This window comes from Catalinimonas alkaloidigena, from assembly GCF_029504655.1.
In the GTDB taxonomy this organism is placed as follows: Bacteria; Bacteroidota; Bacteroidia; order Cytophagales; family Cyclobacteriaceae; genus Catalinimonas; species Catalinimonas alkaloidigena.
The window spans coordinates 821,026-836,885 of record NZ_JAQFIL010000001.1 but is presented as its reverse complement, the minus strand read 5'-3'; the positions used below and the strand labels follow the sequence as shown (position 1 = coordinate 836,885).

The 15,860-nt window shown below is 45.0% G+C and carries 11 protein-coding genes; 7 read left to right on the top strand and 4 right to left on the bottom strand.

Translation table 11 applies throughout. From position 1 onward, the window contains the following. Positions 1–288: 288 nt before the first annotated feature. The 7 genes from OKW21_RS03465 to OKW21_RS03435 all read left to right on the top strand — a co-directional run bounded on the left by OKW21_RS03465 (position 289) and on the right by OKW21_RS03435 (position 11,780). The gene (locus OKW21_RS03465; protein ID WP_277477320.1) at positions 289–4,515 is read left to right on the top strand and encodes a hybrid sensor histidine kinase/response regulator transcription factor; all 4,227 of its coding nucleotides are present in this window, start codon (positions 289–291) and stop codon (positions 4,513–4,515) included. A gap of 378 nt (positions 4,516–4,893) precedes the next feature. Then, positions 4,894–7,185 (top strand): TonB-dependent receptor, encoded by a 2,292-nt coding sequence (locus tag OKW21_RS03460; RefSeq protein WP_277477319.1) that lies wholly within the window; start codon positions 4,894–4,896, stop codon positions 7,183–7,185. A gap of 5 nt (positions 7,186–7,190) precedes the next feature. Beyond that, entirely contained in the window at positions 7,191–7,697 is a 507-nt protein-coding gene (locus tag OKW21_RS03455; RefSeq protein WP_277477318.1) for a thioredoxin family protein, read from the top strand. Between the two features lie 197 nt (positions 7,698–7,894). Next, positions 7,895–8,800: a metal ABC transporter solute-binding protein, Zn/Mn family gene (locus OKW21_RS03450; protein ID WP_277477317.1), complete on the top strand. Its 906-nt coding sequence runs from the start codon at positions 7,895–7,897 to the stop codon at positions 8,798–8,800. Positions 8,801–8,806: 6 nt separating this feature from the next. Continuing rightward, complete coding sequence (locus OKW21_RS03445; protein WP_277477316.1) at positions 8,807–9,586, top strand: metal ABC transporter ATP-binding protein; 780 nt, start codon at positions 8,807–8,809, stop codon at positions 9,584–9,586. A 3-nt stretch (positions 9,587–9,589) separates the two neighbouring features. Then, positions 9,590–10,885 (top strand): metal ABC transporter permease, encoded by a 1,296-nt coding sequence (locus tag OKW21_RS03440; protein ID WP_277477315.1) that lies wholly within the window; start codon positions 9,590–9,592, stop codon positions 10,883–10,885. Next, the gene (locus tag OKW21_RS03435; RefSeq protein ID WP_277477314.1) at positions 10,878–11,780 is read left to right on the top strand and encodes a metal ABC transporter permease; all 903 of its coding nucleotides are present in this window, start codon (positions 10,878–10,880) and stop codon (positions 11,778–11,780) included. Before OKW21_RS03440 ends, OKW21_RS03435 begins: the two co-directional genes overlap by 8 nt. A 78-nt stretch (positions 11,781–11,858) precedes the next feature. Here OKW21_RS03435 and OKW21_RS03430 read toward each other — a convergent pair whose 3' ends face one another. The 4 genes from OKW21_RS03430 to OKW21_RS03415 all read right to left on the bottom strand — a co-directional run bounded on the left by OKW21_RS03430 (position 11,859) and on the right by OKW21_RS03415 (position 15,847). Continuing rightward, the gene (locus OKW21_RS03430; protein ID WP_277477313.1) at positions 11,859–12,572 is read right to left on the bottom strand and encodes a YqjF family protein; all 714 of its coding nucleotides are present in this window, start codon (positions 12,570–12,572) and stop codon (positions 11,859–11,861) included. Positions 12,573–12,731: 159 nt separating this feature from the next. Continuing rightward, entirely contained in the window at positions 12,732–13,916 is a 1,185-nt protein-coding gene (locus tag OKW21_RS03425; RefSeq protein WP_277477311.1) for a winged helix-turn-helix domain-containing protein, read from the bottom strand. Positions 13,917–13,932: 16 nt separating this feature from the next. Further along, positions 13,933–14,343 carry a hypothetical protein gene (locus tag OKW21_RS03420; RefSeq protein ID WP_277477309.1) on the bottom strand — a complete coding sequence of 137 codons (411 nt, stop codon included), beginning with the start codon at positions 14,341–14,343 and terminating at the stop codon, positions 13,933–13,935. 7 nt (positions 14,344–14,350) lie between these two features. After that, positions 14,351–15,847 carry a sulfatase family protein gene (locus OKW21_RS03415; protein WP_338130025.1) on the bottom strand — a complete coding sequence of 499 codons (1,497 nt, stop codon included), beginning with the start codon at positions 15,845–15,847 and terminating at the stop codon, positions 14,351–14,353. Between the last annotated feature and the right edge of the window lie 13 nt (positions 15,848–15,860).

Below are 15,860 nucleotides of genomic sequence, written 5' to 3'. Positions count from 1 at the left end.
CAACAGATATTGACCTGGGAAAGTATTTACAAATTAGCCAGTAGTTGAGCTTTTAGCGTGATATTTATAATCATTCCAATGAATATTTATAAAAAAATCATTACCTTCTCACTACTATTACTTGACAAATAACAGAATAGTTTTCCTTCTGGTTTTTGCATTAATGCCACTAATACATGGTTTCAGTAAGATTCCAGCTCGCTTCTACTGAACCTAAAAGAGATATCTACAATACGATCACGCTTTTATTTTAACCCTGAGTGTGATATGTATCTAACCTCCAGGCTTATGAAACGAATACTACTCACAACCGCTACTCTTTTTGCATGCCTCTATTTTTTTGTTGCGATAGGTTATGCCCAGGAAGAAGAGTTTCGTTTTGAATACCTAACCGATCAGCAGGGCCTCTCACAAAACACTGTAAAATGTATTGAGCAGGATAGCGAAGGTTTCATGTGGTTTGGCACATTAGATGGGCTAAATAAATATGATGGTTATAACTTTACAGTTTTCCGACCGGACCCCGATGATCCTGAGCATACTTTAAATCATAGCTACATCTCAGATATACACGAAGATAAAACAGGTAGATTATGGGTAACTACCTATGGAGGAGGTTTTCATCAGGTGGATAAATTTACCGGTGAAGTGAAGCACTTTGATATAGAACCGGTAGGTATCAACAAATGGAATTATATCTGGTCAATCCATGAAAGCCAGGATGGTATTCTCTGGTTAAGTGCAGTAGGAGGTATTGTCCGGTTTGATCCTTCGACAGGTCAGTTTACCCCCTATGTTCCCCCTGGCAAAATGCTATGGTTCAAAAGTATCACTGAAGATAACTCTCAACGTCTATGGACAAGCGGTGAAAACGGAATTTATCAACTGGACAAGGAAACAGGAAAATTCACTCCCATGGTTTTAGATGCTTCCTTAGATCGCCAACCCAATTGTAATTCCGTCTATATTGATGAAGAAGGTATACTCTGGGCAGGTTCATATGAAGAAGGTTTGTTTCGTATGGATACCAATAAAAAACCTTTTTATTTTACCCGATACAACCCTGGCGGCCAGATCAAAAAGCAACACCCTTTTATTTATGGAGTTGAACCGGATTATTTATGGGTTTGCGGTTCTGAAGGGCTTTATCGTATTAACAAACAAACTGATCAGGTATTAACCATAGAGGCCAATCCGGAAAAACCGGGCAGTCTCAGCCATAAGCAAACAAATGCAGTGTATAAAACCCGGTCAGGTACATTTTGGGTTTGTACGGTAAATGGCATCAACAAAGTAGCAGCACATCCCAAAAGATTCCAAACCCAACAAATTGTACCCACTTCTCTATCTGTTATACTTGATAAGAATACGATTGGTTCTTTGGTAGAGGATAATGAGGGAAATATTTGGCTGGGTACGGGAGGGGATTCCTTTTTTTATTTTAATTCTTTTGAGGGACTGTACCAGTTTGATTCAAATACAAATAGCATCATACACTATCCGGCAGATCCTACCGATCCGGGAAGTTTAGCAACTAATCAGGTTTGGTCATTACATCTGGACAAGAAAAACAGGCTCTGGGTAGGAACAGTGGAAGCGCTATATATGAGAGACAGAAGTACGGGTAAGTTTACTCGCTACCCTACCGATATACCTGTAGAACAAATCGTTGAAGATCCGAATGGTAAAATATGGATTGGAAAAGGTAATTGCTTTGTATATCCTATTATTTCCCCTATAGCTTCTTTTGATCCGAATACCAAAAGTTTTACTTATTACGACTATGACTCCAGAATGGCTAATAGTTTATTATATCTATCAGTTTATGATATATTGGCAAGTCAAAATGGTGATATATGGATGGGATTTTCGGGAGGGCTTGCTCGTTTGGATCAGCAAACCAATACTTTTACAACTTACCTTCCAAATTATACTGTCAATACTGAGGATACAATCAATGCAACCGTCTATCAGAAAGGACACAATCGCTTAGAACCCAACACTCAGGCCTCAATTTCAAATATTGTTCAGCTTACATCCTCGCAAAAATTCTTAAACTATAAAATTGTCCATGCGCTTTACGAAGATCCGGAGGGTATCATATGGGCAGGTACTAAGCAGGGAGGACTCAACCGTTTAGACCCTAAAACCAATACGTTTACAAACTTCACCATGAAAGATGGGCTACCCAGTAACCATATCGTGAGTATTATTGGTGATGAAGGTGGAAACTTATGGCTGGGTACTACCAACGGCATCAGTCGCTTTAACCCAAAAACAAAAGAATTTCGCAACTTTGATGTAAATGATGGATTACCTGCCAATGAATTTAGAGTAGGGAGTGTATATGCGAGTGATGGTAAGCTAATGTTTGGCAGTATCAATGGCTTTGTCATCTTTGATCCGGATAGCATTCAGGATAATACTACTGTACCTCCGGTTTACATCACCGGCTTTCAGATGATGGATGAAGATAGAGAAGTCCCTGCCGGATCAATTGAATTAGCATACGATGAGAATTTCCTCTCTTTTGACTTCGTCGCGCTCAATTATGATGCTCCTGAGAAAAACCAGTATGCCTATATGCTGGAAGGTGTAGACAAAGACTGGGTTTACAGCGATACCCGCCGCTTTGCCAGCTATACCGACCTGGATCCCGGAGAATATACTTTCCGGGTCAAAGCTTCCAACAACGATGGGATCTGGAACGAAGAAGGAGCAACAATAGTGGTCACCATCCTCCCGCCCTGGTGGCAGACCGGCTGGGCCTATGCTTTGTATACTGTTTTGGGCTTGAGCCTTCTGTACAGCCTCAGACAATACACCGTCAAAAGAGAAAGACTCAGACATGAACTGAATATACAGCGCATGGAAGCCGAGAAAATGCATGAGGTAGACCAGCTCAAAAGCCGCTTCTTCGCCAACATTTCCCATGAGTTCCGTACCCCCCTCACTCTTCTTCTGGGACCACTTGACAAACTGATGACTGAGCCTGCCTATGCCAAAGAGCACTCCCTCTTCAGCATGATGCAGCGCAACGCCCAGCGACTCCTGCACCTCATCAACCAGCTGCTGGACCTCTCCAAACTGGAAGCTGGCAGGATGCAGGCAGAAGTAAAAGCCGGCGCCATTGTACCTTTCCTCCAGTCCATCGGACTGTCTTTTACCACCCTGGCCGAGCGACAGCAGATCAGCTATCATTTTCAGTATCCTAATGATCGCCCTGTAGTGTACTTTGATGCTGACAAGCTGGAGAAGATCATCACCAATCTGCTTTCCAATGCTTTCAAGTTTACACCAGCAGGAGGAAGTATTACTTTCTCTGCCCGCCTGCATGCCGCGGAAAAATCAATCACTACTCCTGTCCAGAAACCTCAGGATGCTGCTCAGCTCAGCCTGCTGGAACTCAAAGTACAGGACAGTGGGGTAGGTATGTCTGAAGAGCAACTGGCTCATGTCTTCCACCGCTTCTACCAGGCAGATGACAGCCAGCAGGCTAGCGAAGGCAGTGGCATCGGTCTGTCGCTGGTCAGGGAACTGGTAGAACTACACGGCGGAGAAGTCTCAGCCAGCAGTGAAGCCGAAAAAGGCAGCTGTTTTACAGTAAAACTTCCCCTCTGGCAGACTGAATTCGCCGAAATTGTAGTAGGTCAAGAGGGTAATGGAAAAGAACAGGTATTACCCCCAGCCGCTTCCGGCTACCAAACGAATGGATCACCAATCTCCGAAAGCCATTCAGAAGCGCCTCTGATTTTAGTCGTAGAAGACAATGCCGATGTGCGGGCATTCATCCGGGAGAACCTGCAGGCTGTCTACCGGGTCATGGAAGCAGCGAATGGTATGGCCGCTTATCAGCAGGCCATTGAACACATCCCCGACCTGATCTTAAGCGATGTGATGATGCCTACCGTAGAGATGCCGAAGATGGATGGGGTGGAACTATGTCAGAAGCTCAAAACCAATGAAAAGACCGCTCACATTCCAGTGATTCTGCTCACCGCCAAAGCCAGTGGAGGAGACAAGATAGAAGGGTTGGAGACCGGAGCCGATGACTACATCATCAAGCCCTTCAAAGCCGATGAGCTTTTGGTCAGGATCAAAAACCTGATTGAGAGCCGCAGAAAGCTCAGAGAGCAGTTCAGCCGGGAGATCACCCTGCAGCCCAGCTCGGTCAAAGTAAGCTCAGCCGATGAGCAGTTCCTACAGCGGCTGCTGGCAATCATGGAAGCGCACATGGCAGACTTTACTTTTGGTGTAGAAAGCATGGGTAAGGAGCTGGGCATGAGCAGGGTACAACTGTACCGCAAGCTCAAAGCCCTGACCAACCAGGCACCAGGAGATTTTATCCGCATGATGCGTCTGAAAAGAGCAGCAGACTTATTAAGCCGGGACTCAGGCAGCATTGCAGAAGTAGCCTATGCTGTGGGATTCAACGATCCTTTTTACTTCAGCAAGAGTTTCCACAAGCAATACGGACAAACTCCTTCCGAATATGCGGCGGCAGTAGTTTCTTAGTATTCCAAACTATACTACGGTACATTTTCGGTTTGTGAAGACACAAACCGAGGCTCAGACGCCGTGGGCTTGTGTCCCACAGCCCACTTCAGAAAATGTACCGTAGTATAATTCCAAACATATCAATGATGTGAGGAAGAAAATTAATCCTTGCTCATCAACAGATGAAGATTTTCAAATTCACCTTTTGAAAGGCTTTTTTCTTTCATTATTTCCCCTCGTAATTATTCATTATCAAAGTGAAGTCAAACCAAAAAAACTTTTGCTCCGTATATATTCTAATAAATTTATTAGATTAACCTAATTATTATTTTTTATTACTTTAAAATTATCTAGCTTTGAAATTAATAATGAATTGGTTTATCCAACTTTAAGCTTATGAAAACACTCTTTACGATCATATCCCTTAGTTTGTCAACTATTTATGCAGTTTATGGTCAAGCTGAAGGAAGGATTGCGGGCAAAATTACCGCTGATGAACAGTCTATCCCTTTTGCCAATGTAGAAATCCTCGGTACCAAACAAGGAGCATCAGCCAATGGGGAAGGTTATTTTGTGCTTCAAAACCTGGAAGCAGGAACTTACCAACTACGCGCAAGTAGTGTTGGCTATGAAGCTCTCACAAAAAGTATAAACCTGAAAGAAGGGCAAAAGCTCACAGTAAATTTTAACCTTAGCGAAGTTGCAGATGCGTTAGAAGAAGTGGTCATCACTGGCACGCTCAAAGAGGTGAACCGGCTGGAAAGTGCTGTGCCGGTAGAAGTATATAATCCTACCTTCTTCAAGAAGAACCCTACACCTACTATCTATGATGCGCTGCAAAATGTTAATGGCGTGCGTCCTCAGCTCAACTGTAATGTGTGTAATACCGGTGACATCCATATCAATGGACTGGAAGGCCCTTACACCATGATTCTAATTGACGGGATGCCCATCGTCAGTGGTTTAGCAAGTGTGTACGGGCTGTTTGGCATCCCTAATTCCATGATTCGCCGTATTGAAATTGTCAAAGGGCCTGCTTCTTCTCTTTATGGTTCCGAGGCAGTAGGCGGCCTGATCAATATCATCACCAAAGATCCTAAGAACGCTCTTCCGCTTTCGATAGATGTCATGTCTACCAGCTGGCAGGAATATAATATTGACGTGGGGCACCGTCTAAAACTTGGCGATAAGGTATCAGTATTAACAGGTGTCAATTATTTCAATTACAATAAGTCGATTGACAATAATAATGATGGCTTTACGGATGTCACGCTGCAGGACAGACTTTCTATTTTTCAGAAGTGGAATTTTGAACGCAAAGATAACCGCCTTTTTTCGCTGGCAGGTCGCTACTTATACGAAGACCGATGGGGTGGAGAAATGAACTGGGCTCCGGACTACAGAGGTGGCGATGAAGTATATGGGGAGAGCATTTATACCAAGCGCTGGGAGCTGATCGGTAACTATCAGTTGCCTGTACAAGAAGAAATGCTTTTTACTTTTTCTTATAACGCTCATAACCAAAACTCCTACTATGGCGATGTTCCCTACATGGCCGATCAGAAAATTGCTTTTGGTCAGCTCACCTGGGATAAAAATGTGAAAAGCCACGATCTCCTGCTTGGCTCTGCCCTTCGCTATACCTATTATGATGATAATACACCAGCTACCGCCAGCGAAGATAGAAATCTTGCTGACGAAACCTGGCTGCCCGGTTTATTTGTGCAGGACGATATCTCACTCACCGACAGACAGCGATTGTTATTAGGTATGCGTTATGATTATAATTCCAATCACGGAAGCATATTCACCCCTCGTTTAGCCTATAAAATTACTCTGGATGACAATAACATCCTTCGCCTGAATGCCGGTACCGGCTTTAGGGTTGTTAATTTGTTTACTGAAGAACACGCCGCCCTCACCGGATCACGGGAAGTGGTGATCGCTGAAGCACTGCACCCTGAACAGAGTTATAACCTAAATCTGAACTACATCAAAAAGATGTATCTCAGAGAGGGCTCATACATCGGGCTGGATGCTACGGCATGGCACACCTATTTCACTAACCAGATTTTGCCGGATTACGATACTGATCCTAACCAGATTATCTACCGCAACCTGGATGCTTACGCGGTAACGCAGGGAATTTCAGTTAATCTGGATACTGAGTTTGCCAACGGCATCAATGTGCTGGCAGGTGGTAGCTTTATGAATGTATTCTTTGCCGAAGAAGATGCTGAAGGTAAGCTGGAGAAACGCAGACCTGTTTTGACCGAACGCTGGACAGGTACCTGGGCAGTATCTTATACGATTGACAAGCTCAACCTCGGTATAGATTATACCGGAAACCTTTATGGCCCCATGCGCTTGCCTTTGCTCAGTGATCTGGATCCACGCGATGAGATGTCGCCCTGGTGGAGCCTGCAGAACATACAACTGAGCTGGGCGCAGTCGGGAGGCTCCTGGGAAATTTATGGAGGCGTAAAAAACCTGTTGAACTTCACGCCTCCGGCTAACAGCATCGCGCGCCCTGATGATCCTTTTGACAGGGAAGTAACTTTCGGTGAGGGAGGAGAGGTGGTTCCTACACCTAACAATCCCTATGGGCTAACATTTGATCCGGCTTATGTATATGCGCCCAATCAGGGAATCAGAGGTTTTTTAGGAGTGAGATATGTAATTCAATAAAGAATATGGTTCGGGTTTTTATTGGTTTGTTATGGATTTGGTTTGGAAGCACCCAGCTTGGCTATGGTCAGGCTGGGTCTGCCTTTTCTTTTCAGCAGCTAGATAGCCTGCAACAGATAGAGGAAAGACCTGTGCTGGTATTTATCCATACCGACTGGTGTAGATATTGCCAGAACATGAAGCATACCACTTTTCAGGATGAGACCGTACGAGCAAGGCTGGAGAGTGCCTTCTACTTTATAAGTCTGGATGCGGAGAGCAAGCAGGATATCATGCTGCAGGGGCAGGCTTTTCAGTATCGCCCTACCGGCAATGGCACAGGGCAGCACGAACTGGCCCAGCTATTGGGTAATGTGGAAGGAAAACTCAGCTTCCCTACCCTTTGCTTTCTCAACGCCGACTATGAAATCATATACCAGCGGGTGGGCTTTGTGAGCGCAAAACAACTCAGGGCGCTCTTAAAAATCTTAATTGACGAAAAAGAAGAAGATGCTTATGCAGAATATGAATAGAAGAGTATAAAACTTTTGAACTTATACAATAATGCAGTAGTTTAGGATTATATTTAGGCAAGTCAAATTATTAAATTAAAATTTGCTAAATAAAGAGTGTAAGACCAACTAAAATATTAATGTGGTCCGGAGATGAAATTGTAGATACAAATCCGATTTTTTATTTTTTCTACAATAATCACCGGAGCGCTAGGCGTATGAGACATTTACTTTGGATATTTCTGGCAGCCTTCTTCATTAGCTGTAGCGGCCCTTCAGCAGAAGATAGCCAGCATAAATTATATGTAGTTGCCACCACCGGTATGATTGCCGATGCGGCAGCTAATATTGCAGGAGATTCAGCAGTAGTAGAAGGACTGATGGGTCCGGGTGTAGACCCTCACCTTTACAAAGCTACCCGCAGCGATCTCAGCAAATTACGTGAAGCGGATATTATTTTGTACAATGGCATCCATCTGGAAGGTAAAATGGGAGAAGTGCTGGAAAAACTATCTACCCAAAAACCAGTATTTGCCGTAGCGGATGGCATTGGTCAGCAAAGATTGATAGCCTTGGAAGAGAATGTTTATGATCCCCACATCTGGTTTGATGTTTCCTTATGGAACGAAGCAGTAGCTTATATGGGAGAGAAACTTGCAGAAGTAGATACAGCTAACGCTACCTATTACAAAAGTAATACTGAGGCTTATACCCAAAAACTGGCTGAGCTACATCAGTGGACCAGCACGCAGATTGAATCTATCCCTCAACAAAGCCGGGTGCTCATCACCGCACACGATGCCTTTAACTATTTTGGCCAGGCTTATGATATAGAAGTAAGAGGCTTGCAGGGCATATCCACCATCTCCGAGTTTGGCCTGAAAGATATTTCAGCATTGGTAGACTTTATCAGTGAGCGAGGCATCAAAGCGGTATTTGTAGAATCTTCTGTACCTAGCAAATCACTGGAATCAGTAGTTTCGGGAGCCAGAGAAAGAGGACATGAGGTGAGCATAGGCGGCACACTTTATTCTGACGCCCTGGGCGAAAAAGGGACAGACGCAGGCACCTATATAGGTACCGTAAGGGCTAATGTGAATACCATTGTAGCATCATTAAAATAGCAACCTATGGCACAGCCAATACTGGAACTACATAACCTGACAGTGACTTACCAGAACAAGCCTGCTGTGTGGAACGTAGATTACGAAATTCCTGAAAAGCAAATGGTGGGCATTATCGGTCCCAATGGCTCGGGCAAAACCACCATGATCAAAGCGATTATGGGCTTAGTTGAACCCAGCAGCGGGTATGTCAAAATATTCGGTCAGCCATTGGACAAGGTGAGAGGACGCATAGCCTATGTGCCCCAGCGGAATTCGGTAGACTGGGACTTTCCCGTAAGCGTGCTGGACACCGTATTGATGGGGCGTTATAACCCTAAAAACCTGTTCAGGAGAACTACTAAAGAAGATAAAGCCATCGCACTGGAATGCCTTCAGAAGGTAGGTATGGAGAAGTTTGTCAATCGACAGATTTCCCAGCTTTCGGGAGGGCAGCAACAGCGCGTATTTATTGCCCGTGCACTGGCATTAGAAGCCGACCTGTACCTGCTGGATGAACCCATGGCCGGTGTGGATGCTGCTACCGAAGATACCATCATCAGTCTGCTGAGGGAGATGAGAGACGAAGGTAAAACCATCATTGTAGTGCATCATGACTTACAGACTGCCCATCGTTACTACGACTGGCTGATCATGATGAATACCCGACTGATCGCCGCGGGCAAGACGAAAGAGGTGTATACCGAAACTACCCTTACCGAAACCTACGGAGGGCGGCTGAACATTCTTAGTGAGATCGGTGAAATTCTCAGGCAGCACCAACATCCGGTACGAGAAAAAGAATAGACGATGGATTTCCTTAGCCCTTTACAAGACCCGAATGTACGCTGGGTGATCATTGCGGTAAGCCTGATCTGTACCAGCGCCTCCGTAGTGGGCTGCTTTACCTTTCTGCGGAAAAGAGCCCTGATCGGAGATGCCATCGCCCATGCCATTCTGCCCGGTATCTGCCTGGCCTTTATGATCGCTCAGACCAAAAACCCCCTGATTCTGCTGGTGGGGGCATTTGTAAGCGGCTGGTTGGGCGTATTGCTGATTGACCTGATCGTGGAGCGCTCCAAGCTTAAAACTGATGCTGCCCTGGGGCTGGTGCTTTCCGTGTTCTACGGCATCGGTATATTGCTGCTGACCATCATTCAGAGCAGTGGCAACGCTGCCCAATCGGGTCTGGATAAGTTTTTGTTTGGCAAAGCCGCTGCTATGGATCAGCAGGATGTAGTGGTGTTTACAATTTTCAGCGCCATACTGCTCATTATCGTCATCGCTCTATTCAACACTTTCAAGCTCATCTCTTTTGACCGTGACTTTGCACTGGTCAAAGGTTTTCCGGTCAGGAAGTTAGAATTTCTACTCTCTGTGCTTACCGTGCTGGCCATTGCCATCGGCATACAGGCGGTGGGTGTGGTACTGATGGCGGCCTTTCTGATCACTCCGGCAGCCGCTGCCCGCTACTGGACCAATAAGCTGGGCATCATGGTGATACTGGCGGTACTATTTTCAGTAGCTTCCGGACTGCTGGGCACATATGTCTCTTACGAAATTCCCCGCATGCCTACCGGCCCCTGGATTGTTACGGTTTTGACATTATTTACCTTTGTTTCCGTCATGCTGGGGCGGCGCAAAGGGGTTTTATACAACATTTTACAAAGGCAAAGAAACGAACGCAAGATGCTGCGGGAGAATATCTTAAAGTGCCTGTACCACTTAGGCGAAGATGATGGCAGATTCGGACAGATGCGTAGCTTTGATGAGATACAGCAAAAAAGAGCGTTTGAGCAGGCTAACCTGCTGAAAGGGCTTAAAAAGCTAAAACGCAGGAAACTGGTTAAGCTATACAACCAACAGGCTGGCCTGACTGAGAAAGGCATAGAAGCAGGTGCAAGGATTACCAGGATTCACCGCCTCTGGGAGCTTTACCTTACCCAGTATATGCAGTTGCCTGCCGATCACGTTCACGAAGATGCAGAAGCTATTGAGCATATCATCACGCCTGAACTGGAACAGGAGTTAGAGAGCCAGCTGGCTTACCCTTTGGTAGACCCCCACGACAGGCCGATTACTTATAACCCCAATCAAAATGGATGATTTTTGGATCATACTCACCGGCGCGCTGGTTGCATCAAGCTGCGCCCTGCTGGGTTGCTTTCTGCTGCTCAGAAAAATGACAATGGTTGGTGATGCCATCTCCCATGCGGTATTGCCGGGCATCGTGCTGGCTTATCTGGTGGCGCAAACCCGTGCTTCTTTGCCCATGCTGATAGGTGCGGCCTTGTTTGGCGTGCTTACTACGGTACTGATAGAAGTGCTGCACAAAAATGGCAAGCTTCAGGTAGATGCTGCCATTGGCGTTTCTTTTACCTGGCTCTTTGCCATAGGTGTCATTCTCATCACTTTTTTTGCTGACAAAGTGGATCTGGATCAGGAATGCGTATTATACGGAGAAATCGCTTATGTCCCGCTGGATGTGTGGATCAGCAATAATGGCAGCAATCTGGGACCGATCAGTGTGTGGCTGATGGGTGCTAATCTGTTGATCGTGCTGGCTTTTGTACTCATCGGCTACAAAGGCTTACTGATCACCAGTTTTGATCCTATGCTGGCGGCCACCGTAGGCATTTCAACCGCTTTCTGGCACTATGCGCTCATGAGCGCGGTCTCACTGACTACTGTACTTTCTTTTGAATCAGTAGGAGCCATACTAGTGGTAGCTTTTCTGATAGGCCCGGCAGCCACTGCTTATCTGCTCACTGAAAACCTCAGGAAGATGTTATTCATTGCAGTAGGTGCAGGCATTGTGGCGGCGGTAGGTGGCTACCTACTGGCCGTGGCGGTAGATGGTTCTATCGCCGGAGCGATGGCAGCCTGCATCGGACTGGAATTTATGCTGGCCTTTCTCTTTGCTCCACAAGGGGGCCTGCTGACTGCTAAACAATCATTTAGCAAAAAAGACAAACAAGTTGTAGACCTGGATTTTCATTGATGATTTTGGAGGTTTTCTTCCCGCCAGCACCTGGACAGAATGATGTTTATAAAATGATGCCCGGCTATTGTTGGGAAGTCAAATACTTACTGCTTTCTTCTTTTCTACGGTAATCTCAGAGCCCTCGGCCAGCATGACTGATACCGGCTTTTCATGCTTTAAAAAACCAAATGCAGGACCATAGTTGGCTTCAAAGTCAACATCTATTTGATAGTCAATCACCTGATAAGTTTTCCATCTCGGATGTGTGACTTCATACTCATTCGTTTTATGATCGTTCACTTTAGCGTATCCCCAATAGTGCTCAGTGATAAACTCCGCTTCACTGCCTGACTCCATCTCATGATGGGCAATGCTGGCCTGAACCTGGAATTTATTCCACTTAGTAAGCCTTTTCCATGTATATTCAATAATTCGTTGATTACTTTCTGTTGCCCATACATGTTTCATGGGTAGGCTTTCATAATTCTCCTTATACAAAGAATTAGCTACGAAGGCCAAAGCCCATTTGGGTACAATCTCTTTGATAAAAACCACACCTCTTTTCCATTCTCCATGCTCAAGCCTTTTCACGTAAAAACGCAAATTCACTTCTTCAAAGTTGACATGAAATGGGACTTTAATGCCTAAAAGCCTGGTGTTTTGAAACATAAAACCGATCAGACTGACATAGCATCTTCCTTCCCAGAAATCTAATTCCGTTCCGGCAGGCACATATTGAGAAAGTAGTTTTTTATCAACGATATAATTTGCCAGTGCGAGTTTTCTCCACTCTGCGCTCAAAAAGCTCATTTTGATTTCATGTTAAATGCTTCAGCTGAACCACCAAAGACACAGATAATTTACATTTTTTTTATCATTTACAGCGCCTCTGAATGATACTTCGCATGCTGTTATGCACAAAACCTGCAGTGGAGTTTTTTTGATGCTCAATTATGCTATTGTCGGAATTTATTCTTCAAAAGAGCGTTTTACCATCTCTGATAATTTGGCAGGGCTTACCTGAGAAATTTTGATGGATGGACAACCATTAAAAATCGCGAACTGCTGTACGGCTTTCATCAATGGTTTCAACCACAAGGCTATGGCATCCTGTTTCTTTTCTATGTGCAGATGAATAAGCTCAAATTGATTGTCTTTACGGTGTGCTTTGCAATCTATACGCCCTATAAATTCGTCGCCAAATAATATGGGCAAACAAAAATAGCCGTACTGCCTTTTTGCTTTCGGAACATAACACTCAAGACGAAAATCATAATTAAAAAGCAGCGCCAGACGCTCACGGTGAATCAATGCATTATCAAAAGGAGATAATAGTCTGATGCCGGAAGACGGCTTTTTGATTGAGTTTTCAAGTAGCTCGCTGAGTGCATACATAGTCGGCATGCCATCCAAATGTATCTCTTGCACTGTTTTTTCTTCCAGCATGCTTTGCAGCACGAGTTCCGTATTTTTTCGCAGAGCATTACCCTTTCTCAGATGGGTGATTTGTTTAACTGTGGTAACTCCATAAGCCCGCAAATACGTGTTGACCAGATATTCGGCAAACTCCCAGGCACTGGGCTCAGTGGTATTGGTAGTTTTGGGTAATACTCTTTCTGTCAGGTCATAGATTTTTTCCATACCCTCACGTCCGCATACCATTAAATCTCCCTGCATAAAAAGTTGTTCCAAGGCAATTTTTGTAGGCTTCCAGTTCCACCAACTTCCCGGTTTTTTAGAAAAAGATGTGAAATCTCTCGCTTTCTGTGGACCATCAATACGAATTTTATCCATTACATCATCCAGCACTTTGGGATCAGCATTTCTATAATAAGGAGCTTCTCCTCGTCTGACCTGAAGCATTTGTGGTAAGGCGTAGCGGTAATCCTTCATGGGTAAGTAAGAAGCGGCGTGAAACCAATATTCAAATGCCTTACGCTCTTCTACCAACTGCGCTAAGTACTCAGTCTGGTAGCCTGGTATCCTTGTCCATAGGGTATGGTGATGGGCGCGTTCAACGACTGAGAGCGTATCAATTTGGATATAGCCAAGACGCTCCAGGGCAGAGAGCACTGCCTGCTTACCCTTTCCAAACGGATACCTTGTCGTTAATCCCTGACATTGTAGTGTGGCGCGCTGAAGTTGATTTAGCATCAGGCTTTTCTTTACGCTAAAGTATATGTATCAATTTCATAACTGAATTTTCTTTACCGCTAAGCTGTACACTATTCCTGCTCCCAGGATAGCGGACAGCAACATACTCACCGATATAATAGACTCTACTTCTACGAGCTGGATAAAAACCAATGCCTGTATGAGGACAGGAATCATTTTGGTGACATTCAAAAAGTACCCGGCCTTCTGTTTGCCGGGTAGATTTTAGTAAAGCCGTCAGTGGAGCAATGGCACCGGTGCCCAGTACATCCAAAAAGTTGAGGACGAAACCGATGATGGTGGTCTTCAGGGTGCTGATTTTCTCTACTAACTTCTTGTGTTTTACCAAATCACTATGAAGTGTAAACACAAAAAACAGAGGCAAACCAGCAGGGCAATCCGGATTACAGTGGTCATAGACAGGCAAAACCAGATCACTTATTATACAGTTCTATGTATCTGTTGTCCAGTTCTTCTGAATCCTTGTACTTGGTTCTCAGCTCATTGAGCTTCTTATGAAGGCGGGCCAGCACTTCAGAATAAACCGGATCATTATAGACATTCCTCATCTCCTGCGGATCATTTTTTCGGTCGTAAAGCTCCCACTCATCAACATCGTGGTAGAAGTGTGCCAGTTTATAATCTTTGGTTACGATGCCATAGTGTCGCTTCACCATATGTGCTCCGGGATACTCATAATAGTGATAATAGACCGCATCGCGGGTCCAGCTGTCCGTATCACCCTTCAGCAGGGGTATCAGGCTTTCTCCCTGCATGTCGTCAGGGGCAGCAATCTGAGCCGCTTCTAATAAAGTCTGAGCAAAATCCAGGTTCTGTACCATCTCATCGGTGGTTGTACCTGCGTCTATTTCGTTGGGCCAGCGAATCAACAGCGGCGTTTTGAAAGACTCGTCGTAGATAAACCTTTTGTCAAACCATCCGTGCTCGCCCAGATAAAATCCCTGGTCAGAAGTATAAACAACGAGGGTATTTTCAGCCAGCCCGCTTTCATCCAGGTAGTCCAGTACACGGCCTACATTATCATCTACCGAAGAAATACAGGCCAGATAATCCTGCATGTAACGCTGGTATTTCCAGCTCGTTTTTTCTTTATCAGTCATGTTGGGCCAGTTAGCCTCAAAGGAATCAGCGATAGAATCCAGGATGGGTTGGTACAGCATGCTTTGTTCTTCGTTGATACGAGGATACTCACTGCCTTCAAAGTATTTTACATTTCGTGGATCATCCTTTACAACTGCAGTTGAAATGGCTCGGGGAAGCACCTTATTATCGTAGCTTAGCAGCATTTCATCCGAGATGGTCATTGCAGCTTCTTTGGCTGCTGTTCCTCTGTTCTGGTAGTCGTCATACAGCGTTTCAGGTTCAGGAAATGTTTTGGCAGAAAACTCCTTAAATTTTTCAGGGCTGGGCCACCAGGCACGGTGGGGTGCTTTGTGGAGGTACATCATCAGAAAAGGTTTTTCTTTGTCTCTTTTTTGATCCAGCCAGTCAATGGTCAGGTCAGTGATGATATCGGTTACGTATCCGGTGATGGTGGTGTCTCCTTCGGATGTGATAAAGCGAGGGTTGATATAGCTGCCCTGTCCCGGTAAAATCATGAAATCATCTACCCCTTTGGGGTTATTGCCAAAGTGCAGCTTGCCGTACATGGCGGTTTCATATCCTGCCTTTTGAAACAGCTGAGGGAAGGTAGTCTGCGTGGTATCAAAGGGCATGACATTGTCAATCTTACCGTTGATATGGGTATGCTTCCCGGTCAGGATAGTCGCCCGGGAAGGTGCACAGATGGAATTGGTCACCGAGGCATTGGTAAATAGCATGCCTTCATCAGCCAAACGGTCTATGTTGGGCGTATGGATTAACTCATCCGAATAGGCACTGATGGCCTGGTAGGCGTGGTCGTCAGACATGATGAAAAGAATA

What these genes read in the sequence shown, in the direction of transcription:
- OKW21_RS03440 (WP_277477315.1), top strand. Translation starts at nt 9,590, where the DNA reads ATGGATTTCCTTAGCCCTTTACAAGACCCGAATGTACGCTGGGTGATC.
- OKW21_RS03465 (WP_277477320.1), top strand. Translation starts at nt 289, where the DNA reads ATGAAACGAATACTACTCACAACCGCTACTCTTTTTGCATGCCTCTAT.
- OKW21_RS03445 (WP_277477316.1), top strand. Translation starts at nt 8,807, where the DNA reads ATGGCACAGCCAATACTGGAACTACATAACCTGACAGTGACTTACCAG.
- OKW21_RS03425 (WP_277477311.1), bottom strand. Translation starts at nt 13,916, where the DNA reads ATGCTAAATCAACTTCAGCGCGCCACACTACAATGTCAGGGATTAACG.
- OKW21_RS03415 (WP_338130025.1), bottom strand. Translation starts at nt 15,847, where the DNA reads ATGTCTGACGACCACGCCTACCAGGCCATCAGTGCCTATTCGGATGAG.
- OKW21_RS03460 (WP_277477319.1), top strand. Translation starts at nt 4,894, where the DNA reads ATGAAAACACTCTTTACGATCATATCCCTTAGTTTGTCAACTATTTAT.
- OKW21_RS03455 (WP_277477318.1), top strand. Translation starts at nt 7,191, where the DNA reads ATGGTTCGGGTTTTTATTGGTTTGTTATGGATTTGGTTTGGAAGCACC.
- OKW21_RS03435 (WP_277477314.1), top strand. Translation starts at nt 10,878, where the DNA reads ATGGATGATTTTTGGATCATACTCACCGGCGCGCTGGTTGCATCAAGC.
- OKW21_RS03450 (WP_277477317.1), top strand. Translation starts at nt 7,895, where the DNA reads ATGAGACATTTACTTTGGATATTTCTGGCAGCCTTCTTCATTAGCTGT.
- OKW21_RS03430 (WP_277477313.1), bottom strand. Translation starts at nt 12,572, where the DNA reads ATGAGCTTTTTGAGCGCAGAGTGGAGAAAACTCGCACTGGCAAATTAT.